The organism is Aeromonas sp. TECH754, from assembly GCF_056279295.1.
Genome location: NZ_JBWBRA010000001.1, coordinates 3,713,631 through 3,734,115, shown reverse-complemented (window position 1 = coordinate 3,734,115; position 20,485 = coordinate 3,713,631). Strand labels below are relative to the sequence as shown.

Here is a 20,485-nt window from a genome sequence, read left to right as displayed (position 1 = left end):
GCGCTCAGGCGGGCAGATCCAGCTCGTGGCGGTGCTCGCTGAGGTAATCGATCAGCAGCCGTAGCCGCAGCGGCATCGGCTCCCTGGCGGGATAGAGCATGTTGACCGGACGCGGGGCGGGCAGGGCATCCGGCAGTATCTCCAGCAGGGCGCCACTGCTCAGCTCGTCGCTCAGCAGGGCTCGCGGTTGCAGCACTATGCCCGCATGATTGAGGGCGGCCACCTTGAGGGCGCTGCCGTTATTGCTGATGAACTGACTGTCCCACAGATGCAGGTGCTCGAGGGGAAAGGCCTCCGCCAGGCTGGATTGTGTCAGCCAAGGGCTGAAGCCCAGGCAGCGGTGACGGGCCAGATCCGTGAGTTCCAGCGGGGTGCCGTGGCGTTGCAGATAGTGCGGCGAGGCGCAGAACACCGAGGCCGAGCTGGCCAGCGGGCGGGCTATGTAGGCGGCATCCTTGGGGGTGCCGACCCGGAAGATGAGGTCGAAGCCGTCGCCAATCACATCGACCAGCCGATCGCAGAGATCCAGCTCGATGCGGATCTGCGGATAGCGCGCCATGAAGTCGCACAACAAGGGGGTCAGCCGCTGGCTGCCGAAGGTGATGGGGGCATTGATGCGGATCTTGCCCGCCGCCTGGCCGGTGTGGGCCAGGGTGTTCTGCTCCAGCTCCCGATAGTGCTGCAGCAGGCTCTGGCAGCCGCCGAGGTACTCTCTGCCCGCCTCGGTCAGGCTCTGGCAGCGGGTGTTGCGGTTGAGCAGGCGGGAGCCGACGCGGGTCTCCAGCCACTTGATGTATTTGCCGATCATGGCCGGCGTCATCTCGAATCGCTCCGCTACGGCACTGAAGCTGCCCGCGCGGGCGACTGCGACGAAGATCTCGATGGCGGTCAGGCGATCCACTCTAAACTCCTGGTTTATAAAGCCGAGCGCCACTATGTCTGGCTGGCGAAGCGGCTGTCAATATACTGGGCGGCATCAAACGAAGATGGAATGTGCCCATGAGCCTCGACTATTACGCCCTCTACCTGCTACTCGCCGTCGGCACCGTACTCAGCCCCGGCCCGGCGGTGATCTACACCATAGGCAACACCCTGACCCGGGGAACCCGCCATGCCATCGCCGGCTTCATCGGGGTGGCGGTGGGGATCCTGCTGGTGGCGAGCCTGGCCTCGCTGGCGGTGCTCTGGTTTACCCACTGGCTGGCCGCGGGCCAGCAGATCCTCACCCTGGGGGGCGCCCTCTACCTGCTCTATCTCGGGATAAACTGCTGGCGCCAGCGCGCGGTCAGTCCACTGATCAGCACGACGAGTGATCGGGACTGCGGCCGCAGCTTCTTCAAGGGGGCGCTCATCAGCCTGCTCAATCCCAAGGCGATCATCTTCTTCACCAGCCTGTTTCCTCAGTTCATCGACTTTCGCCAGGGGGCGCTTGGCCAGTGCATGCTGCTGGCGCTGACCTTCAGCGCTGTGGTGCTGGTGGTGCACGGCGGTTATTGCCTGGTGTTTCGCTGGGTGGGGTTGCAGGGTTATGGCGAACGCTTCGGGAGGGTCATCAACCGGATGTCGGCCGTGATGTTTACCGGCTTCGCGCTCTTGCTGCTGATCCGGGCGCTCAACTGAGGGGAGAGGGCGGCAGCAGGGTCCTGCTGCCGAAACAGTGCGGGATGACGCCGCCGATCGGCGCCATCCCGTTGTTGCATCAGAGCCTGAACAGCGGTCGCAGGCGGATGCCGATCAGGCTGCCACCGAGGGCCATCAGCATCCAGACCCAGCCGTGCAGGCTGCCGGACGCCGTGCCATCGAAGAAGCCACCCAGGTTGCAGGCGCTGTACATGGCGCCCATCCCCATCAGCAGGCCGCCGACGATGGCCGCTAGGCTGTTGCCGAGCCGGATCGGGGTGACGGTGCCACCACCGCTCAGGCTGCGGGCCAGTGCGGCTCCCAGGATCCCCAGCCAGAACATGCCGACCATGGGGTTGATGAACAGCGGTTGGGCAAGCTTGGGGTTGCCTTCGAACAGGCCAAACAGGGAGGCGCCGCGCAGCGCCATGTCATAGACAGCGCCGGTGATGGTCCAGGCCGAGCCGTGCAGGGCGACCACGGCGGAGTTGAGCAGGGCGATGAGGATGCCGCCGGTCAGCACGGTGAAGCGGCCATCGCGCCAGAACAGGTTGCCGCCGCCGAAGATCGGCTTGATCTCGCCGGTGCGCTTCAATTCGCTCCTGCGAAACAGCATGAACAGCACGGCGACCAGCGCCAGGTTGAGCAGCATGCCGCTCCAGATATTGCCGGTCAGATCCTTGGCCAGCACCACCTGGCTGGAGAAGGTGGCGTCCAGGGCTGGGCGGAACTGGTTGCTGATCAGGGTGCCGATGCCGTAGCAGAGCAGCACCAGCCAGAAGCGTGGCTGGCCCTCGCCGCAGCAGTAGAGGGTGCCGGTGGCGCAGACCCCGGCCAGCTGCATGCCGATGCCGAACAGGAAGGCGCCGACGATGAAGGGCACGCCGATGGCCATGACGTTGCCCACCATGGCATCGCCAAACAGGGCGTGAGTGAAGGAGAGGAAGGCGGTGAACAGCAGGATCTCGATGGCGATGGTGAGCAGGTGCACCCGCACGTAGTAGCTGTTGCGCCTGGTCAGCATCTCGCGCCAACCGAACACGATGCCGAAGCGGCTGAAGGAGAGGGTGAAGCCGAAGCCAAAACCGATCAGGGCCATCAGTGCCCATTTCATGCCGAAGTTGCTGCCGAGCCAGAACAAAGCTCCCCCCGCGAGTGCCACGATGGGGAGCGACCATTGTCGAGTCATGCCGATACGTCCGTAACGTTATTGTGGTGAAGGCGTGCATCCTAATCCCACAATGAGCCCGACGCCAGCCCGAACAGGGTCATGTCAAAGCGTTCCGATACAGGCGCTTACCTCATCCAACCTTAGCTCTGGTTGAATCTTGTTCGGCATTCAAGACAGGTCGAAATAGGGATCGGAGGCACTGACGGCCGTTATTCTGTTTGCTCGGTGATCTCGTTCTTGGCGGTGCCGAGATTGACGGCACTCAAGAACCAGTTAACGCCTGCCAGATAATCCTGCTCCACACCCCGACCTTCGAAGTACATCTTGCCCAGTTGCAACTGGGCCACAACATTGTCCTGCTCTGCAGCCTTGCGGATCCATTCCGCGGCCGTCACAGCGTTTTGCTCTACGCCCTGGCCTTGGTCGTACATATTACCCAGTACCAGCTGAGCCTTGGCATCGCCCTGCCTGGCGGCCTCTTGCACCATGGTCAGCGGCTTCATCTCAAACCCGGCATCACCGGGTTTGCAGCCGAAACAGCTGCCCGCGACCAGTAGCACCAGCATCATTTTTTTCATGTCAATGTCTCGTGAGTAATGAATCCGGGCATTGTGGCAGAGTCTGGCGCAGATACAGAGTCGATCAGCTGTCATGAGGCGCCAGTACAGGCTGGAGCCTGTGGCCTTCCGGGGAAGGGAAACCGTTACGGGTACTCCACTGTCAGGACAATCTGAGCGGAGAATTTACCTGGTGCGACGCTCTTGCGAGTCTGGACTGGGGTGGCAAAGAACGACACCGTTGCCTCACCCTTGTTCAGCCGGATAGGCAAGGTCCCCCCCGGTACGATCCAGTCGGTGCTCTTGGAGAAGTGGCTGTCCGGTGAGAGCGCGATCCCCAGATCGTCGCGATCCGTCGCGATGAGTGAGCCATTCCCGCGCGATGTTTCTCCGTGGAGGCGCAGGATGAGATCGTCGGCCCGGACCGTTCCCTGACAATGAATGGGCAGCGAGATCGCTTCGACTATGGTGCCGGGCTGTTTGAGGTCGCGCGCATTGATATTGCCAAAGTCGACGATTTTGACGTGGCCATCGTTCAGCACGCAGGCCTCTTCCACCAGATTGGCGGTTACCTTGAGAGTGATGTCGGCAGCCTGGCTGGCAGGGATCAGCCCGCACCAGCCGGTGAGCAGCGCAGCGGCAAGCTTGACTCTCATGGGGTAGCCCTTTTATTCATAGGAAAAGGTGACGCCGACGAGCGCATTGGCGCTGCCTGCGACCAGATCGCCAGTCCGCACATAACGGAAACCCAGTGGCACATCGACGGAGCCCCCCTCGCGAGAGTCGAAGAGATAGTTCCTGTGCCGGTTGCGCAGCTTGGTGGCATCCGGGCCCAGTGAATAGGGTTCCCCTTGCGGGCTGACCACCTGAACACCGAGGCCACTGGCCGTGCTGTCGGCCGAGAGGCTCACCATATCGCTGCGGTTGCCCGGTTTGGATTGATCCGAGACGGTGGCACTGACGACCACATCGGGGTCGCACTCCAGCCCTATGCTGTAGGATTTGACTGGGGAAGTGCTGCCCACCGTGGGGAAGTCACTGGCCCGGATCTCGCCGACATTCACCACATCGTTCGACGGTGTGGTGATGCGGCAGGTGGCTGAACTCAGGGTGAAAGTAAGGGGGCTGGTCAGGCTCAGGCGGGATGAGTCTACCCGCTTCCTCGTTTTGTCGAAGCAGGTGAGATGGGCCAGAGCTTGCGGCGCAACGACGTGGGTGCCGGGGGCCAGGCGGCTGCCGGTGGCCACATAGGTGAGCTTGCCCACCGCCCGGATCGGGTTTTGCACCTGCTTGGTCTGTCCGCCAGTGGCGGGATACCATTCGGTCGGCCGATTCGAGTTCAGCTTCACCAGCCCCGCCCCTCCCATCGCCTTGAGCGAGAACATCCAGCCAATACCCGGCGTGCCAGGGATCTCATACACGGCTTCTCCGTTGAGATCGCCGATACGGCGAGTCAGGGGGAGTATGGTGGCACGGGACAGCGGTGATGCCTGCGCATCGGGTAGCTCACAGGCGTTGGCCGAGATGGGCAGCGTCAGTAGCGGATGGCCAAAATAAGCATGGCGATCTGCTGGCAGCTGGATTGCCACAGAGGTGGTGCGACTCGCGTTCAGATCGTCTCCGGCGTAGCCGGGGGCCGCACCGACCAGCAGCAGGGTGATGAGTGCTAGCGTCAGATAATGCATCGGTTTATGTCTTGTATTCATAGGGTTAGTTGCACACCAAGGTCATACGGCTGATCACCTGAGTTGCGGCATCCTCCGGCAGGCGGTAGGGCGCGACGCAGCGCTGGTGCTGCTTATCACCCCAGCGTACTTGCAGGCTGCCCTCGGGGGGGAGACCAGGGAGATAGACGGCCCCTTCGTCGGCGACCATGCCGCTGGTGCCTTGTGTCTGCTCGGTCGCCGTGGCGCCGAATGGTACAGCATGGCCCTGGTGGATCAGCGTCAGCAGAGCTCTCACCCCGACCCTGGTGCTAAATTCGGCACGCACCAGTGCGCCCTTGGTGGGCACAACCTCAAGGGTCGTCTCTGACAGATCGACGTCGCTTGAGAGGCTCTGGGTATCGAGAGAGACCCGGTTTTCCTGATAATCCGATGCGTAGGTCATGACCGCATAGCCTTGGTTGTCCAGGTCGTCACCATTTTCCAGTTGGGCGTGGGCTGCGCCGGGGGCGACCACCAGAACATTTGATTCACCCAGCGGCTGGCTCAGAGTCATGCCGTCACCGTGCACCACCACGCCGCCCGCCAGACCATAGGTCACTTCTTGCCGTTGATCGTCGTAGTTGTAGCCGAGGTCGATATCACCGCGAGATCCCTGATAGTTGAGGGAGAGGTCGCCGTTATAGCCCTCTGGCTCGGCATGACCCTGCTGCACGCTGTAGTTCAGCTTTCTGTCTTCCAGCAGGCTCCCGCTAATGCCCAGGGTATGGGACGTCTGGCCTTCCGAGTCTTGCGTCATTCCGTAGTTGGCATTGATAGAGTCCAGATGGCTGGTGCTGCCATCGCTCCCGCCTAGCCAGCGACCGATAGGCATCGATAAGTTGAATGAGAGGGTCTTGTCCGTTTTGTCGGGCTCCAACGCCGTCTCGTTATGGCTGTAACTCAGGTTGACGTTGATCTCCCGAATCGAGCCGGAGAGGCCAAGCTGTACATTCTGGTCCTCTGATGCCAGATCCCAATAGCTCTGGCTATAACCACTGAGGTAAATGGAGCCAGTCTCTCCAATCTCTTGCGAGACGCTGAGCTGGGCCCGGCCCCGTTTCGCATAGTTCAAGTCATAGGCGGTGCCTTCGTCCTGATGGCCTTCGTCACCCCCCGGCAGTGGGTCCTTGATGCCCGTCATGGATTTGTAAGTGCTCTCTTCAAAGCTGTAGTAGCCCTGGGTCGAGTAGCGCAGGCCGAGCAGTTGAAATTCGGTGCCAACGTCGTTGAGAGACTTGGCATATTGGAAGCGCAACGACTGACCCCGGCTGTCGCGACCGTCCGGTAATTCAGTCACCGCATGGGTGAGATCGGTGGATATGGCGCCAAATCTCCCCATGTTCTGGCCCACGCCCAGCGCGATGGCCTGGTAGCCGGACGAGAGCTGGGCCCCGCCATAGAGGGTGAGCCCGTCGGCAAGACCAGTGGCATAGCTGCCCTGCACGAAGCCGGGACTGGTCTGCTTGTCACTGCCAGAGCGGAATTCGCCCGCCGTCAGTTCGTACTGGTTCATGCCCTCGCGCAGCAGATTGGGTACGGAGGAGTAGGGCACCACATAGCGAGTGATGCTGCCGTCGCTCTCTTCGATCTCGACTGCAAGGTCACCACTGGTGGACTGGTACAGATCGTCGATGACGAAGGGGCCGGGCGCCACGTTGGTTTGATAGATGTTGTAGCCGTTCTGTTTGATGGTCACCTTGGCGTTACCTTTGGCGACACCATGGACCGTGGGGGCGAAGCCGCGCAGGCTGCTGGGGAACATATTCTTGTCGGTACGCAGTTGGGCACCACTAAAGCCGACGCTCTCGAACAGATCTGCCGAGGTACCCCCGTTCCCCAGCAGGAGCTCCGCCTTGAGTGATGTGACGGGTCGGCTCAGAGTGGTGTCGACACTCTGCACTTCACTCGAACGCTCACCCGTGGCGTCCTCGCTGTGATCCCAGGTCGAGTAGTTTCTCAGACGCCAGGCCCCGAGGTTCAGGCCACTATTCAGCCCCAGAAAGAGGTCGTCCGTGGCCGCCGACCCCGCTTCCTGGCTGCGGCTACCGTTCAGCCGGTAGTTAAACAACAGTGCATTGACGCCATGATCCCAGAGCTCTTCCGGTACCTCGTCTTGTGCGCGCCGTACCAGTGCCGCCTGAGGGATGGAGATATCCAGCCGCAGCGCCTCGAAGTTAAGGCGGGTCGTTGCCGCAGGGATCAGCTCTTCCAGTACGATGGGGGCCGCGGGATCCTGGCTGGTCGCCAGCGCCGCGGTGTCTACCCCGAACTTGCTCAGGTCGGTCAGGGTCAGCACGGGGCTCAGGTTGGTGCCACCGTCTTGTCTGGGTTGGGGCGAGGGAGCGAACGTTACCTCCCGGGCCTCGAGAAATTCTCCGTTGAGATAGATCTCGACCGGATAGCTGCCAGGCAACTGGTCCCCCTTTTCGAGGGCGGCGAGATCGGCGACCGCCGCCTGATCGCCCGACAGAAACGCCGGATTGAAGTTCAGTTCGGCGTGGGCAGGCAGGGCAAGACCGCAGCTGAAGGCCGCCAGAAGAAGCGTCAGTTGTGGTTGCATATGCCCGCCAGGATCAGTGGGTAAGACAACGTTGGGACTCGGTCATGGCCCCATAATCGTTGATGGTCTGGAAGGTCACGGTACCGGTGGCTCCCGCGCTAGCCAGGGTCTGGCTGCCCTTGGGCGGCACCATCAGGCTATCGAGTTGTTTGGCGCCAACCTGCACTTTTACCAGGGTGACATAGTAGGGTGAAGGGTTAATCACGGTCAGCGTGGTACCACTGAGTTGGCAGCTCAGGGTCGCAGGCGCCTGCTCTGGGGAGCTGGGCAGATCCTTGGGGCGATAGAATAACTTGAGCTTGCTTTGGGTTGCGACCTGCAACTGGCCGTTCCCCTGCTGTGCCTTGGAAACGGAGGGGATCGCCTTGCTGTAAAAGTAGTAGAGGCTCTCACGATCATCAGGCAGCGCCTGGTTGCCGACGTAGATGAGTCGCAGGCTTGCGGCTTTGCCTGCATTCAGCAAGAAGAGCGGGGGGGTCACCACAAAGTCGCCACTCTTTTCACTGCCGTTGGCCGTGGTTACCCAGGACTGCATCAGGTAGGCACTTTTCGCACCATTATTGGTGACCGAGAGGGCAGCTTGTTGGGCACCCTGCTCATAGATAATTCGGGTCATGCTCAGGCTGACATTGGCATGGGCCACCAGGCTGGGCAGTGTGAGCGCGATGGCCAGGATGGGCCTTAGCCACGTATTTAAAATGGAGGTATTCATCTTTATAGGATTGACGACTCACAAGCGGAATAAGATGGTGGGTAGTATGGCCGACCAATGGCAGCGATGGGATTGGCAATAAAATGAAAACAGAAAATATGACGCCTGTAATTGGCCGTCATAAAATACTCTGCCAACTTATTTGTCGCACCACAAAACCAGGCAAGGGTGATCACCCTTGCCTGGTTGATTACATTTTACAGGTAAGCGAAATTCACTGTCAGAGTGGCAGTTTTAGTACCAACAGTCGGATCTACCAGGTCGACATTTTTCACATAGGCAATCTTATATGATGAGGCAGCAGTACCAGAAACCGGAGTCAACGTAGTACCCCCGGTGAGATCAGCCGGAGTGGAGCCATCATTTTCAAAGAAACCAAAACTAATGTTGCCACCCTCGGTGGCAGCCAATGCACTGCCTGAACCTACAAGTTCAAGACCGGTAAATGCAATATTGACAGTGGCTACCGATACGCAATTATCGACGGCAATATCCAGACTAACAGGTGCTCCAATAGGATCACCCACTGCCACATTCGCCACATTGGCTGTGACAGGGGCGAGATCGATACTGGGGGAAACGGTAGGAGTACAGGTACCCGCAGTAATTTCACCAGTAAAAGCGACATCTGCAGCAATGGCATTCATGCTGGCGGTACCGGCAACCAGAACCATCATGGTGGCAATGATATTTTTTTTCATGTGTAGTCTCGATATTGTTTTATAAGGCACAAGAGAATCAAACAAAAGGCTTCAAGCGAGCTGGAAGTCTTTCTGGTCTTTGATTAGGGCAAGTATGAGGTATAAAGGTTGAATGGCTGCTGACTGATGCTGATAAATGCAAGGACAATTTTGTTTAATTAAGGTGAAATTGACTCAAGTCAAAAAGCAGACGCAGTGACTTGAAAGAATAAATTGCTGCCTAATATCATTTTATTCACCAATTAATGAATGCGATCGTATTAATCCGGAATAAATATTCAATAAGCAAGAATATATCGATGCAGTATGCATTTAGGCCACGGCACTTCAAAAATATAGAAGTGCGTATATGGTGATCCAGCACAGTGTTTGACTTGAACGTACCCAGTGAATGAATGCAATTTCATGGCCAGCATGTAGTTGATCGGCTTTCAGGATCCACCTGAGAGCCCCGTAGTAAACCACAGTACACGGCAGATTTTTCTCTTTGGTGAAGACGGCTATTCGGGTCGCGCTTATTGCACCCAGCAATCTATCGGTGCCTTTCAAGGTTATCGTGGTCAAATCAGTGGATCTGGCGTCCCCGGATCTGTCCGCAAGGGGATCGACGCTCGCCAGCATCTTATCTGGCGTGTATTGCAGGGGCTCTCTCTGACAGCAACGCGGGGAGCTGCGCGTGCAGCTTAACCACCGAGGGTGATGGTCACCAGGACGATCACTGCACCGAGGGCGGTGAAGAGGGCGCCGATCAGCAACAGCAGGCTGAACAGAACCTCTGGAATGGAGAGCGACGGGATCCTGGGTGAAGGCGGGATTGACTCATGGGTGACTCACTCTGGGTTACGAATTTGTGATGGAGAGCGGATGAGATCAGGGCGCCGCTTCAATTCACCACTGGCGTTGATACGGCCACCTTATTTGCGGGCTTCTCTCTTTCACCCTCTATCAAAAAGCAGGCAACAAGTTGATTTTTAAGTAAATGATTGGTTTGCTTAGGGGGTTCCTGGCGCTCACCGGCGAGCGCTCATGGCCATGATTGGACTGGAACCGATAGCAATACCAACGAGGTGATTCAGATGCCGGGTGGCTAACCGCCTAGATCAGGCTGCCCGCCTCGCCGACAAGCTCCACCAGGATGGAGAGACTGACGGCGCCGAACAGCAGGCCGGTGACCAGGTTGAGCGGGCGCTGGATCCGGCTGAGCAGGTGCTGGGCCCGCGCCGTGGAGAGGCTCCAGGCCAGCAGCCCGAACCAGGCCAGCGACAGCAAGAACAGCTCCAGGATCAGCAGGCCACGGGTCAGGCCGTCAACCTGGGGCGTCACCATGGCCGCCAGCAGTCCCATGAAGAACAGCAGCGCCTTGGGGTTGAGCAGGTTGGTGGCAAGGCCGGCCTTCACACCCCTGTTCCAGCCCTGCAGCTCGCCGCCCGCCCTGAGTGTCTGGCTGGCGGCACTGTGCCACGCTGCCTTGATCGCCCCCCAGCCGAGCCAGCCCAGATAGAGGGCGCCCACTATCTTCACCACAGTGAACAGCCAGGGTTGGCTGGCGATCAGCAGGCTGATGCCGGTGAGGCTCAAGGTGGCGTGCAGCAGTATCGCCAGGGCGATGCCGAGCGCGGCGCCGAGGGCGGTGGGCCTGTGCAGGCTGGTGCGCAGGATCAGCGCGAAGTCGGGACCCGGGCTCGCCAGGGCGATCAGATGGATGAGACCTATGGTCAGGAACAGGCTGGTGAACATGAGATACCTCGATGACAAGATGAGCTCACAGCATGGGGGATCGGGGCGGGGGCTGGCTTGTAAAAGATTGCACTTTGGATGGTGCGCCGAGCGGCGGCGCGAGCTGGTCAAAGGTTGAACTCAACGGCAGTGTTTGGTGTTGCTGAGTCTGTGTTTTGTGGAATTTCGCATCGCAACAGTGAGTATTGTGGTGTTAAACACTGCCTTGTTGCCCGTGGTCAGCCGGATTGATGAGGGAAGCAGAGGAGCTGCTGACGGTAATCCGCCGGGGTGATGCCGAAGGCCTGGCGAAAGCCGTGGTGGAAGTGACTCTGATCGAAGAAACCGACCGCCAGCGCCACCTCGCTCACCGGCATGCCGCCACCGAGCAGGCGCTTGCCTTGCTCCAGTCGCAGTCGCTTGAGCCAGGCGTAGGGGGTCATGCCGGTCTTCTTCTTGAACTGGCGCAGGAAGGCGAAGCGATCCAGCCCGAACTGGGCGGCGAGATCCTCCAGGCTGTGGCGCTGATCCAGCTGACCGAGCAGGTAATCGCGCAGGTACCGCAACTGGGGATCCGCCAGGGCGTGGCGCTCCGGTTTGAGCCGCAGCAGTTCGCCGAGCAGGGCCAGCAACTGGCTCTCCGCCAGCAGGCCGTCCGGCTGGGATTGATCCAGATACATGTGCAGGTGGGCGAAGCCCTGATAGAGATCGGGTCTGGTCTGCAGACCCTTGTCGAAGAAGGGGTCGGGATTGTCCGGCAGCCAGCGCGCCAATTGCTCCGGGGCGATGGCGAACACCCGCACCTCGTAGCCTTCCGGCAGCAGGCTGAGGCCGTCGTGCATCTCGTCCGGGTTGACGGTGGAGAGCTCGCCGCGCACCAGATTGTGGCTGCTGCCCTTGTGGATGAACTTCTGGCCACCCTGCTGCACCAGACCGATGTGGTAGTCCAGATGCACGTGGCGGCCATAGCTGAACTCCCGGTGGTGGGAGTGGGAGAGTTCAACCCCCGGCAGCAGCCGGGGTTGCCAGTAGTGGATGCGGGATGGAGGGGCGCTCATGGCTTATTGATACCCCAAATCCCGATCCCTGGCTTGTAGATTATTGCAGCGCCTCAGGCGGCACCCTGGCGCCGTTTGCCGCTGCGCAACCCGTCCAAGGTGAACAGCACCAACGCGCTCCAGATGCAGCCGAAGGTGATCAGCTTGTCCAGTGCCAGCTCTTCCCCGTAGAGAGTGACCGCCAGGATGAACATCAGGCTGGGGCCTATGTACTGGAAGAAGCCGAGGGTGGAGAGCTTGAGACGGGTGGCGGCGGCGGTGAAGCAGAGCAGCGGCGCCGTGGTGACGGCCCCGGCGGCGATCAGCAGCAGGTTGAGGTGCCAGTCGTTCTCGGTCATGTGGCTGGTGGGGCTGTCGGCGAAGCCCCACAGATAGATGGCGGCCGGCGGCAGCATGATCAGGGTCTCGATCAGCAGGCCGGTGAGGGCATCGAGGGCCAGTTTCTTGCGGATCAGGCCATAGATGGCGAAGCTCGACGCCAGCACCAGCGCTATCCAGGGCAGGGAGCCGAAGGCGATGAGCTGGACCGCGACACCGACCACTGCCAGCCCCACCGCCCACCATTGCAGGCGGCGCAGCTGCTCACTCAGGAACAGCATGCCGAGCAGCACGTTGAACAGCGGGTTGATGTAGTAGCCGAGGCTGGCATCCAGCATGTGGCCGTTGTTGATGGCCCAGATGAACAGCAGCCAGTTGCCGCCGACGGTGACCGAAGTGAAGGCCAGGGTGAGCAGCACCTTGGGCTGGCGCAGCACCGCCTGCACCTTGTGCCACTGGCGGGCGAGCAGGGTCATCACCATCAGCAGGACGCAGGACCAGATCATGCGATGGGTCAGGATCTCGGCGGCCGGCACGGCGGAAATGGTCTTGAAGTAGATGGGGGCCAGGCCCCAAAGGGTGTAGGCGCACAGGGCATAGATGACGCCCTGGCGCTGAACTTGCTGTTGCATGAGGAGAACCTTCACTGGAGAGCGGATGTTGGAAAACATCGCAAAAAGTCAGTGTAGCGATCCTTTTGGAGGGAAAGAAGTTAATAAATGGGTCAGACGGGATTTTTACAGCAGGACCGGGTCAGCGACCGCCGCCACGACGGATCTTCTCCACGTCCATCAGCAGCCATAGCATCAGGGCGATGGCGGAGATCCAGGGGCCCCAGGTCACGTAGGCCTCGCCCTGGCCCAACAGGAAGAACAGCAGCGGCAGACCCACCACCAGAAACAGTACACTCGCCAGGAAGAACAACATTTTTATCTTTATATTGAATGGCTTGTCTATTTGACGATTATATCGATTGAGGCCGGTGATGAAAGGGTAAAAATGAAAAAGGGGGATTTCTCCCCCCTTTGTTGCCGATAGCGTCATATTCGACGTTATTCGAGCTGGATCCAGGTGCTTTTCAGCTCGGTGTACTTCTCCAGCGCGTGCAGCGACTTGTCGCGACCGTTACCGGACTGCTTGAAGCCGCCAAACGGCATGGTCATGTCTCCGCCGTCCCAGTTGTTGACGAACACGGTGCCGGCGCGCAGGGCACGGGAGCCCTTGACCGCCTTGTTGAGATCCGCGGTCCAGAGGGCAGCGGCGAGACCGTAATCGGTGTCGTTGCCAAGGGCGATGGCTTGTTCGAGGGTGTCGAAGCCGGTCACCGCCAGCACCGGGCCGAAGATCTCCTCGCGGAAGATGCGCATCTCGGGTGTCACCTCGTCAAAGATCGTCGGCTCGATGTAGAAGCCGCCGCTCTCGGCATGAGTACGTTTGCCCCCCAGCAGCAACCTGGCGCCTTCCTGCTGGCCGATGGCGATGTAGTTCAGCACCTGATCCATCTGGATGCCGTCCACCATGGCGCCGATGCGGGTGGCGGGATCGAGCGGGTTGGCGGCAATCCATTCACGGGCATGAGCCAGCAGCCGCGCCATGAACTGCGGCTTGATGCTGTTTTGCACCAGCAGGCGGGAGGCGGCGGTACACACCTCGCCCTGGTTGTAGAAGATGGCGCCCACCGCGCTTTTGGCGGCGGTGTCCAGATCCGGCGCATCCGCCAGCACGATGTTGGGGCTCTTGCCGCCGCACTCCATAAAGGCGCGTTTCAGGTTGGATCGACCGGAGCACTGCACCAGGTGTTTGCCGATCTTGGTGGAGCCGGTGAAGGTGATGCAATCCACGTCCATGTGCAGGGCCAGCGCCTCGCCCACGGTGTGGCCAAAGCCCGGCAGCACGTTGAACACGCCATCCGGAATGCCCGCCTCTTTCGCTATCCCTGCGATGCGCAGGGCGGTGAGGGGGGATTTCTCGGACGGCTTGAGGATGACGGAGTTGCCGGTGGCGAGCGCCGGGCCCAGCTTCCAGCAGGCCATCACCAGCGGGAAGTTCCAGGGCACGATGGCGGCCACTACCCCGAGTGCCTCGCGGGTCACCAGCGCCAGCGCGCTCTCCTCCACCGGGGCGACCTGATCGTAGATCTTGTCGATGGCCTCGGCGTTCCAGGCGATGCAGTTGGCGGCGGCGGGGGCGTCATAGCCCATGGCGTCGCCGATGGGTTTGCCCATGTCCAGCGATTCCAGCAGTGCCAGCTCCACCTTGTTGAGGCGCATCAGCTCGGCGAAGCGCTGCATGATGAGCTTGCGCTGTTTCGGGGCCAGCCCGCTCCAGCGTTTGTCGACGAAGGCGGCGCGGGCGGCCTGCACCGCCAGCTCGGCATCGGCCGCGTCGCAGGATGCGACCTTGGTCAGCAGTTGGCCGTTGGCCGGGTTGATGCAGTCGAAGGTGGCACCGTTCACGGCATCCCGGTAGTTACCGTCGATGAAGGCTTGCGAGGGCAGGGTCAGATGGGAGGCCTTGTGTTGCCACTGGGCCAGGGTCAGGTCACTCATGTTCACTCCTTGAACCGGCAAAAAACGTCTTCGCGTATCAATATGCTAAACATCCTGCCGCTTGTAAATCCACTTTGTAACAATTCATTAAACACTGCCCCCTGTTTGCTGGCCGGGAGCCTTGACCGGGATTGGCACTGGCCCCCGTCCGTGGGGCCAGTGCCGGGCTAGCGGATCGCCATCAGAAACTGGCCGGGGTATTGGCCGAGATCAGCACGCACTCCTGCTCGCCGATGTTGCGGAAGCGGTGCGGGGTGCGGCTGTCGAAGTAGTAGCCATCCCCCGGCGCCAGCAGGTGGATCTGCTCGCCGACGGTGACCTCTACCTGGCCCTGGATGACGATGCCGCACTCCTCGCCCTCATGGCTCAGCATGTCGTCGCCGGTGTCGGCGCCGGGGGGGAGAACCTCCTGCATCATGCCGATGGCGCGGTTCGCGCGGCTGTGACCCACCAGTCGATAGCTGATGGGATGAGTGCCGAGATCCGGCATGTCGTCCGCGCGGAAGATCACCTCGGAATCCATCTCCGTCTCATCGGTGAAGAAGCTGGCGAGCGACATGGGAATGCCCTCCAGCACCTTGCGCAGTGAGGCCACGGAGGGGCTCACCTGATTCTTTTCGATCTGGGAGATAAAGCCGTTGGTCACACCGGAGCGCTTGGCCAGCTCACGCTGGGAGAGGGCCGCCTTGGTGCGAACCGCCTTGAGGCGGTGACCGATATCCATCGATAGACACTCCTTGACTGTTTACTATTATTAAAATTGTGTTAAATATCTTATACCACCCCGAGGGGGTGACACCAAGCAGGGGCGATAAACCGCCCCTTTTTAGGAATTCAGGTGTTTAATTTAATAGGCATAAACCAAGCGTTACTAAACGCCTTAAGGATGAGGTGACCATGAAACCGATTAGCGACATCAATACCCCTTCCGACATGTCCGCCTTCTGGATGCCCTTCACCGCCAACCAGCAGTTCAAGGCGGCGCCGCGGATCCTGAAGTCGGCAGAGGGGATGTATTATCACTCAGAGGATGGCCGCAAGATACTGGATGGCACCGCCGGACTCTGGTGTTGCAACGCGGGTCATGGTCGGCGCGAGATTGCCGAGGCGGTCTCCCAGCAGATTTCCCACCTCGATTTCGCCCCAACGTTCCAGATGGGCCACCCGCTGCCGTTCGAGCTGGCGAACCAGCTGGTGGACATCGCCCCCAAGGGCTTTGGCCACGTCTTCTATACCAACTCCGGCTCGGAGGCGGTGGACACGGCGCTGAAGATGGCGCTGGCCTGGCAGCGGGCGAGGGGTCAGGGCACCCGCACCCGCCTCATCGGCCGTGAGCGCGGCTACCACGGGGTCGGCTTTGGCGGCATCTCGGTCGGCGGCATCCCCGGCAACCGCAAGTGGTTCGGCTCCCTGCTCGGCGGGGTGGATCATCTGCCCCATACCCTCAACATCGCTAAAAATGCGTTCACCAGAGGCCTGCCAGCAGAAGACGTCAGTCTGGCCGACGAGCTGGAGAAGATCGTCTTCCTGCATGATGCCAGCAACATCGCGGCGGTCATCGTCGAACCCATCGCCGGCAGCACCGGCGTCATCATGCCGCCCAAGGGCTACCTCAAGCGGCTGCGGGAGATCTGCACCAAACACGGCATCCTGCTGATCTTCGACGAGGTGATCACCGGTTTCGGCCGCCTCGGCTCCCCCTTCGCCGCCCAGGAATTCGATGTCATGCCCGACATGATCACCTGCGCCAAGGGGCTCACCAACGGCGCCATTCCCATGGGCGCCGTGCTGGTGCGCGATGGCATCTACGACGACATGATCGCGGCGGGCAAGGGCGCCATCGAGTTGTTTCACGGCTACACCTACTCGGGCCACCCGGTGGCCGCCGCCGCGGGTCTGGCGACCCTAGAGATCTATCGCAATGAGAACCTGCTCAGCCGCGCCGCCTCCCTGGCGGGGTACTGGGAGGAGGCGGCCCATTCCCTCAAGGGCTGCAAGCACGTGAAGGATGTGCGCAACTACGGCCTGGTGGCGGGCATCGAGCTCGAATCCCTGCCGGATGCGCCGGGCAAACGCGCCTACGAGGTGTTCGTGCGCTGCTTCGAGAAGGGGGCGCTTATCCGCGTCACCGGCGACATCATCGCCCTGTCGCCACCCCTCATCATAGAGCGCAGCCAGATCGACGATCTCTTCACCCTGCTGCAGGATGTGTTGCAGACCCAGGAATAATTTTTTCACCAGATTGCAGGGCGCCCGCCGGTGCGGGCGCCCTCTTGCTGCGCTTGCGTGCTCATCAGGCCGCGCAGCGCGCAGGAAGAGACGGATGATCCATCACGGAGGATATATGACATACCGGGTTAGCAACTTCATCAACGGCGAGACACATGAGAGCCGCAGCGAGCGCTTCGGCGCCATCTTCAACCCGGCCACCGGCCAGCAGCAGGGCTCTGTGGTGCTCTCCACTGCCGCCGAGTGCCAGGAGGCCATCGCCGTGGCCGAGCGCGCCTTCGCGGACTGGTCCCAGACCCCGCCGCTGGTGCGGGCGCGGGTGATGTTTCGCTTCAAGGAGCTGATGGAGCAGCACAGGGACGATCTGGCCCGGCTCATCAGCCGCGAGCATGGCAAGGTGTTCTCCGACGCCCAGGGCGAGCTGACCCGGGGGCTGGAGGTGGTGGAGTTTGCCTGCGGCATCCCTCATCTGCTCAAGGGGGAGCACTCTCTCAACGTGGGGCGCGGGGTGGACAGCCACTCCATGATGCAACCGGTGGGAGTCTGCGCCGGGATCACGCCGTTCAACTTCCCGGCCATGGTGCCGCTGTGGATGTTCCCGGTGGCGCTGGCCTGCGGCAACAGCTTCATCCTCAAGCCGTCCGAGAAGGATCCTTCGCTGGCGCTGCGCATGGCCGAGCTGCTCAAGCAGGCGGGCCTGCCGGACGGGGTGCTCAACGTGGTCAATGGCGACAAGGAGGTCGTCGACGTGCTGCTGACCGACCCGCGGGTGGCCGCCGTCTCCTTCGTCGGCTCTACTCCCATTGCCCAGTACATCTATGCCACCGCCTCGGCCCACGGCAAGCGGGTGCAGGCGCTCGGCGGTGCCAAGAACCACATGCTGGTGATGCCGGATGCGGATCTCGATCAGGCGGTCTCCGCCCTGATGGGGGCGGCCTACGGCGCCGCCGGTGAGCGCTGCATGGCGATCTCGGTGGCCCTGGTGGTCGGCGACGAGACTGCCGATGCCCTGGTGGCTAGGCTCTCGCCCCTGGTGGCGGCGCTGCGGGTCGGCCCGGGACTGGGTCAGAGCCCGGAGAACGAGATGGGGCCGCTCATCAGCCGGGAACACCTGGCAAAGGTGCATGGTTACGTGGATCAGGGGGTGGCCGAGGGCGCCGCGCTGGTGGTCGATGGCCGCACCCATCGTAGCGACGAGGGCTACTTTATCGGCGGCAGCCTGTTCGATCGGGTGAGCCCCGAGATGCGCATCTACCGGGAGGAGATCTTCGGCCCGGTGCTGGCCATAGTGCGGGCGCCGGACTATGAAACTGGACTCAGGCTCATCAACGAGCACGAGTACGGCAACGGCACCGCCATCTTTACTTGTGACGGTGACACCGCAAGGGACTTCACCACTCGGGTTCAGGTCGGTATGGTAGGGGTGAACGTACCCATCCCGGTGCCCATGGCGTTTCACAGCTTCGGTGGCTGGAAGCGGTCCATCTTCGGGCCGCTCAACATGCACGGGCCGGATGGAGTGCGTTTCTACACCCGGATGAAGACGGTGACCGCCCGTTGGCCCCAGAGCCTGCGGGCCGGCGCCGAGTTCTCCATGCCGACCATGAAATGACAACCATGCAGTAGCTAGCCCAGGCATGGCCCGGCGGAGGGATCCGCCGGAGTGCCCCGCTATCCCTGTGAAGGAGTAACAGATGCGACTGGGAATTCTCGATTGTGACCGGCTGGACCCCGATTTGGTGGGTGATTTTGGCCCCGTTTACTCCGAGATGTTTATCAAGGGCTTCCGGGCGCTGGCGCCGGGGCTGGAATACCGGGTCTGGTCGGCGCTCGATGGCGAGCTGCCGGCCGATCTGACCGAGTGCGATGCCTGGCTCATCACCGGCTCGCGCCACGATGCCTACAGCAGTCTGCCCTGGATCCAGGCGCTGCGCGACTGGATCCGCCAGGCCCATGACGCCAACGTCAAGCTGGCCGGGGTCTGCTTCGGCCATCAGGTGATCGCCCAGGCGCTGGGGGGGGAGGTGATGAAGTCCACCAAGGGCTGGGGGCTCGGCGTCTCGGTACATCCCATGCAGGCGGCGAAACCCTGGATGCAGCCTGAGCTGGAGACGATCCGGATCCTGGCCAGTCACCAGGATCAGGTGGAGCAGCTGCCGCCGGGGGCGACCCTGCTGGCGGGCAACGATTTCTGTCCCAACTTCATGTTCCTGCAGGGGGATCACATCGTCGCGATTCAGGGCCATCCGGAGTTTTCGGTGGAATACAACCGGGCGTTGATCGAGCGACGCCGGGACAGGCTGCCCGACGAGTACTACCAAAGCAGTCTCTCCTCCCTGGAGGGGGAAGTGGACTCGGCGGCCATGATGCAATGGTTGCTGCAGTTCCTCGGCATGCTGCCGGTCGGGCCCGGTTTGCGCTGAACCCCGTTTGTCATATCACCTCTGCAGATGCTAGATTTTGTAGCAAAATGAAGGATCAAGCGGTGATATGCCAATGTCGGATGATACACTGGCCGCCATTTGTGGCGGCCTTGTCCATCTGCTGACAGCCGCGCCAGCCTGTGAGGATGCAACCTTGAAACTACAGCAGTTGAAGTATCTGATCGCGGTGCGGGACCACAATCTCAACGTGTCCGTCGCCTCCGATGCGCTCTACACCAGTCAGCCTGGGGTGAGCAAGCAGATCGGCTTGCTGGAGAGCGAGCTGGGGGTGCGCATCTTCGAGCGGCGTGGCAAACACCTGCATCGCATCACCCCGGTGGGGGAAGAGATCATCAAGTGCGCCGAGGCCATGCTCAACATAGAGGGCAAGATCAAGGCCATCTCCCGCGAATACCTGGATCCGACCGTGGGCACGCTCAACATCCACACCACCCACACCATAGCGCGCTACCTGCTGCCCAAAAGCGTCACCTATTTCACCAAGAAGTACCCCAAGATCTCGTTCCACCTGCATCCCGTGATGTCGGCGACCAAGGAGCAGATCAGCAAGGGCTACTCGGATTTCTCCATCGTGGCTCACGAGATCGGCTTCGACAAGGAGCTGATCGCGCTGCCCGCCTACCTCTGGACCCTGTCTCTGGTGGTGCCGCAGGATCACCCGCTGGCCAAGGTGAAGAAGCCGAGTCTGGAGCAGCTCTGCCAGTATCCCATCCTCAGCTACGAGAGCGGCGCCACCGGGCGTCAGGTGCAGGATCGGGTGTTCCAGGCCGCCGGCCTCAGCCCCAATTACTACATGACGGTGATGGATGCCGGCGTCATCAAGCGCTACGTGGAGCTGGGCTTCGGCATCGGCATCATCTCCTCGCTGGTGGCCAACGACCACGACGCTCCCGGCCTGGTGGCCATCAATCTCGAGTATCTGTTCGAGCCTTGCCCGGCCCAGATCTGCTTCAGCAAGAGCATCCTCCTGCAGAACTACATGTATGACTTCATCAGCTCCTTCTCCCCTCATCTCACCAAGGAGATGATCCAGAACGTGATGCAGCAGCCGACCCAGGCGCGCATCGAGGAGCTGCTGGCGGGGGTGGAACTGCCGGTCTATTGATCCCTCTTCGTCATCTCCCCCGGTGATGACACCGCCATC

General features: G+C 61.1%; 19 protein-coding genes. 5 read left to right on the top strand and 14 right to left on the bottom strand.

Annotation, left to right across the window (positions count from 1 at the left end):
- Nucleotides 1-4 precede the first annotated feature (4 nt).
- Nucleotides 5-901: a LysR substrate-binding domain-containing protein gene (locus ACZ9IL_RS17055; protein WP_476004542.1), complete on the bottom strand. Its 897-nt coding sequence runs from the start codon at nt 899-901 to the stop codon at nt 5-7.
- A gap of 98 nt (nt 902-999) precedes the next feature.
- On the opposite strand from ACZ9IL_RS17055, the gene ACZ9IL_RS17050 reads away from it, so the two are divergent.
- Nucleotides 1,000-1,620 carry a LysE family translocator gene (locus ACZ9IL_RS17050; RefSeq protein WP_476004541.1) on the top strand — a complete coding sequence of 207 codons (621 nt, stop codon included), beginning with the start codon at nt 1,000-1,002 and terminating at the stop codon, nt 1,618-1,620.
- A gap of 79 nt (nt 1,621-1,699) precedes the next feature.
- Here ACZ9IL_RS17050 and ACZ9IL_RS17045 read toward each other — a convergent pair whose 3' ends face one another.
- From ACZ9IL_RS17045 to ACZ9IL_RS16985, 13 genes are all read right to left on the bottom strand, one after another.
- Nucleotides 1,700-2,809 carry a YeeE/YedE thiosulfate transporter family protein gene (locus ACZ9IL_RS17045; protein ID WP_476004540.1) on the bottom strand — a complete coding sequence of 370 codons (1,110 nt, stop codon included), beginning with the start codon at nt 2,807-2,809 and terminating at the stop codon, nt 1,700-1,702.
- A gap of 191 nt (nt 2,810-3,000) precedes the next feature.
- Nucleotides 3,001-3,369, bottom strand: coding sequence for a tetratricopeptide repeat protein (locus ACZ9IL_RS17040; protein WP_476004539.1), 369 nt, complete (start codon nt 3,367-3,369; stop codon nt 3,001-3,003).
- 125 nt (nt 3,370-3,494) lie between these two features.
- Nucleotides 3,495-4,004 (bottom strand): fimbrial protein, encoded by a 510-nt coding sequence (locus tag ACZ9IL_RS17035; protein WP_476004538.1) that lies wholly within the window; start codon nt 4,002-4,004, stop codon nt 3,495-3,497.
- A gap of 12 nt (nt 4,005-4,016) precedes the next feature.
- On the bottom strand, nt 4,017-5,033 hold the full coding sequence (locus ACZ9IL_RS17030) for a fimbrial protein (RefSeq protein WP_476004537.1): 1,017 nt from the start codon (nt 5,031-5,033) through the stop codon (nt 4,017-4,019).
- A gap of 25 nt (nt 5,034-5,058) precedes the next feature.
- Nucleotides 5,059-7,614, bottom strand: a complete 2,556-nt coding sequence (locus ACZ9IL_RS17025; protein ID WP_476004536.1) for a fimbria/pilus outer membrane usher protein — start codon at nt 7,612-7,614, stop codon at nt 5,059-5,061.
- 13 nt (nt 7,615-7,627) lie between these two features.
- Nucleotides 7,628-8,326 (bottom strand): fimbrial biogenesis chaperone, encoded by a 699-nt coding sequence (locus ACZ9IL_RS17020; protein WP_476004535.1) that lies wholly within the window; start codon nt 8,324-8,326, stop codon nt 7,628-7,630.
- A gap of 197 nt (nt 8,327-8,523) precedes the next feature.
- Entirely contained in the window at nt 8,524-9,027 is a 504-nt protein-coding gene (locus ACZ9IL_RS17015) for a fimbrial protein (RefSeq protein WP_476004534.1), read from the bottom strand.
- Nucleotides 9,028-10,122: 1,095 nt separating this feature from the next.
- Entirely contained in the window at nt 10,123-10,764 is a 642-nt protein-coding gene (locus ACZ9IL_RS17010; protein WP_476004533.1) for a LysE family translocator, read from the bottom strand.
- Nucleotides 10,765-10,982: 218 nt separating this feature from the next.
- The gene (locus ACZ9IL_RS17005; protein ID WP_476004532.1) at nt 10,983-11,801 is read right to left on the bottom strand and encodes a helix-turn-helix domain-containing protein; all 819 of its coding nucleotides are present in this window, start codon (nt 11,799-11,801) and stop codon (nt 10,983-10,985) included.
- Between the two features lie 53 nt (nt 11,802-11,854).
- On the bottom strand, nt 11,855-12,751 hold the full coding sequence (gene rarD, locus ACZ9IL_RS17000; RefSeq protein ID WP_476004531.1) for an EamA family transporter RarD: 897 nt from the start codon (nt 12,749-12,751) through the stop codon (nt 11,855-11,857).
- Between the two features lie 121 nt (nt 12,752-12,872).
- The gene (locus tag ACZ9IL_RS16995) at nt 12,873-13,046 is read right to left on the bottom strand and encodes a hypothetical protein (protein ID WP_476004530.1); all 174 of its coding nucleotides are present in this window, start codon (nt 13,044-13,046) and stop codon (nt 12,873-12,875) included.
- Between the two features lie 125 nt (nt 13,047-13,171).
- Nucleotides 13,172-14,668: an aldehyde dehydrogenase gene (locus ACZ9IL_RS16990; protein ID WP_476004529.1), complete on the bottom strand. Its 1,497-nt coding sequence runs from the start codon at nt 14,666-14,668 to the stop codon at nt 13,172-13,174.
- 181 nt (nt 14,669-14,849) lie between these two features.
- The gene (locus ACZ9IL_RS16985) at nt 14,850-15,392 is read right to left on the bottom strand and encodes a cupin domain-containing protein (protein WP_476004528.1); all 543 of its coding nucleotides are present in this window, start codon (nt 15,390-15,392) and stop codon (nt 14,850-14,852) included.
- 173 nt (nt 15,393-15,565) lie between these two features.
- On the opposite strand from ACZ9IL_RS16985, the gene aptA reads away from it, so the two are divergent.
- From aptA to ACZ9IL_RS16965, 4 genes are all read left to right on the top strand, one after another.
- A complete protein-coding gene (aptA, locus tag ACZ9IL_RS16980) occupies nt 15,566-16,897 on the top strand; it encodes an omega-aminotransferase AptA (RefSeq protein WP_476004527.1) in 1,332 nt (443 codons plus the stop codon).
- 115 nt (nt 16,898-17,012) lie between these two features.
- Entirely contained in the window at nt 17,013-18,509 is a 1,497-nt protein-coding gene (locus tag ACZ9IL_RS16975) for a CoA-acylating methylmalonate-semialdehyde dehydrogenase (protein ID WP_476004526.1), read from the top strand.
- Between the two features lie 82 nt (nt 18,510-18,591).
- Nucleotides 18,592-19,320, top strand: a complete 729-nt coding sequence (locus tag ACZ9IL_RS16970) for a glutamine amidotransferase-related protein (RefSeq protein WP_476004525.1) — start codon at nt 18,592-18,594, stop codon at nt 19,318-19,320.
- Nucleotides 19,321-19,474: 154 nt separating this feature from the next.
- A complete protein-coding gene (locus tag ACZ9IL_RS16965) occupies nt 19,475-20,446 on the top strand; it encodes a LysR substrate-binding domain-containing protein (protein ID WP_476004524.1) in 972 nt (323 codons plus the stop codon).
- The last annotated feature ends 39 nt before the right edge of the window (nt 20,447-20,485 follow it).

What these genes read in the sequence shown, in the direction of transcription:
- ACZ9IL_RS17050 (WP_476004541.1), top strand. Translation starts at nt 1,000, where the DNA reads ATGAGCCTCGACTATTACGCCCTCTACCTGCTACTCGCCGTCGGCACC.
- ACZ9IL_RS17045 (WP_476004540.1), bottom strand. Translation starts at nt 2,809, where the DNA reads ATGACTCGACAATGGTCGCTCCCCATCGTGGCACTCGCGGGGGGAGCT.
- ACZ9IL_RS17040 (WP_476004539.1), bottom strand. Translation starts at nt 3,369, where the DNA reads ATGAAAAAAATGATGCTGGTGCTACTGGTCGCGGGCAGCTGTTTCGGC.
- ACZ9IL_RS17035 (WP_476004538.1), bottom strand. Translation starts at nt 4,004, where the DNA reads ATGAGAGTCAAGCTTGCCGCTGCGCTGCTCACCGGCTGGTGCGGGCTG.
- ACZ9IL_RS17030 (WP_476004537.1), bottom strand. Translation starts at nt 5,033, where the DNA reads ATGCATTATCTGACGCTAGCACTCATCACCCTGCTGCTGGTCGGTGCG.
- ACZ9IL_RS17025 (WP_476004536.1), bottom strand. Translation starts at nt 7,614, where the DNA reads ATGCAACCACAACTGACGCTTCTTCTGGCGGCCTTCAGCTGCGGTCTT.
- ACZ9IL_RS17020 (WP_476004535.1), bottom strand. Translation starts at nt 8,326, where the DNA reads ATGAATACCTCCATTTTAAATACGTGGCTAAGGCCCATCCTGGCCATC.
- ACZ9IL_RS17015 (WP_476004534.1), bottom strand. Translation starts at nt 9,027, where the DNA reads ATGAAAAAAAATATCATTGCCACCATGATGGTTCTGGTTGCCGGTACC.
- ACZ9IL_RS17010 (WP_476004533.1), bottom strand. Translation starts at nt 10,764, where the DNA reads ATGTTCACCAGCCTGTTCCTGACCATAGGTCTCATCCATCTGATCGCC.
- ACZ9IL_RS17005 (WP_476004532.1), bottom strand. Translation starts at nt 11,801, where the DNA reads ATGAGCGCCCCTCCATCCCGCATCCACTACTGGCAACCCCGGCTGCTG.
- rarD (WP_476004531.1), bottom strand. Translation starts at nt 12,751, where the DNA reads ATGCAACAGCAAGTTCAGCGCCAGGGCGTCATCTATGCCCTGTGCGCC.
- ACZ9IL_RS16995 (WP_476004530.1), bottom strand. Translation starts at nt 13,046, where the DNA reads ATGTTGTTCTTCCTGGCGAGTGTACTGTTTCTGGTGGTGGGTCTGCCG.
- ACZ9IL_RS16990 (WP_476004529.1), bottom strand. Translation starts at nt 14,668, where the DNA reads ATGAGTGACCTGACCCTGGCCCAGTGGCAACACAAGGCCTCCCATCTG.
- ACZ9IL_RS16985 (WP_476004528.1), bottom strand. Translation starts at nt 15,392, where the DNA reads ATGGATATCGGTCACCGCCTCAAGGCGGTTCGCACCAAGGCGGCCCTC.
- aptA (WP_476004527.1), top strand. Translation starts at nt 15,566, where the DNA reads ATGAAACCGATTAGCGACATCAATACCCCTTCCGACATGTCCGCCTTC.
- ACZ9IL_RS16975 (WP_476004526.1), top strand. Translation starts at nt 17,013, where the DNA reads ATGACATACCGGGTTAGCAACTTCATCAACGGCGAGACACATGAGAGC.
- ACZ9IL_RS16970 (WP_476004525.1), top strand. Translation starts at nt 18,592, where the DNA reads ATGCGACTGGGAATTCTCGATTGTGACCGGCTGGACCCCGATTTGGTG.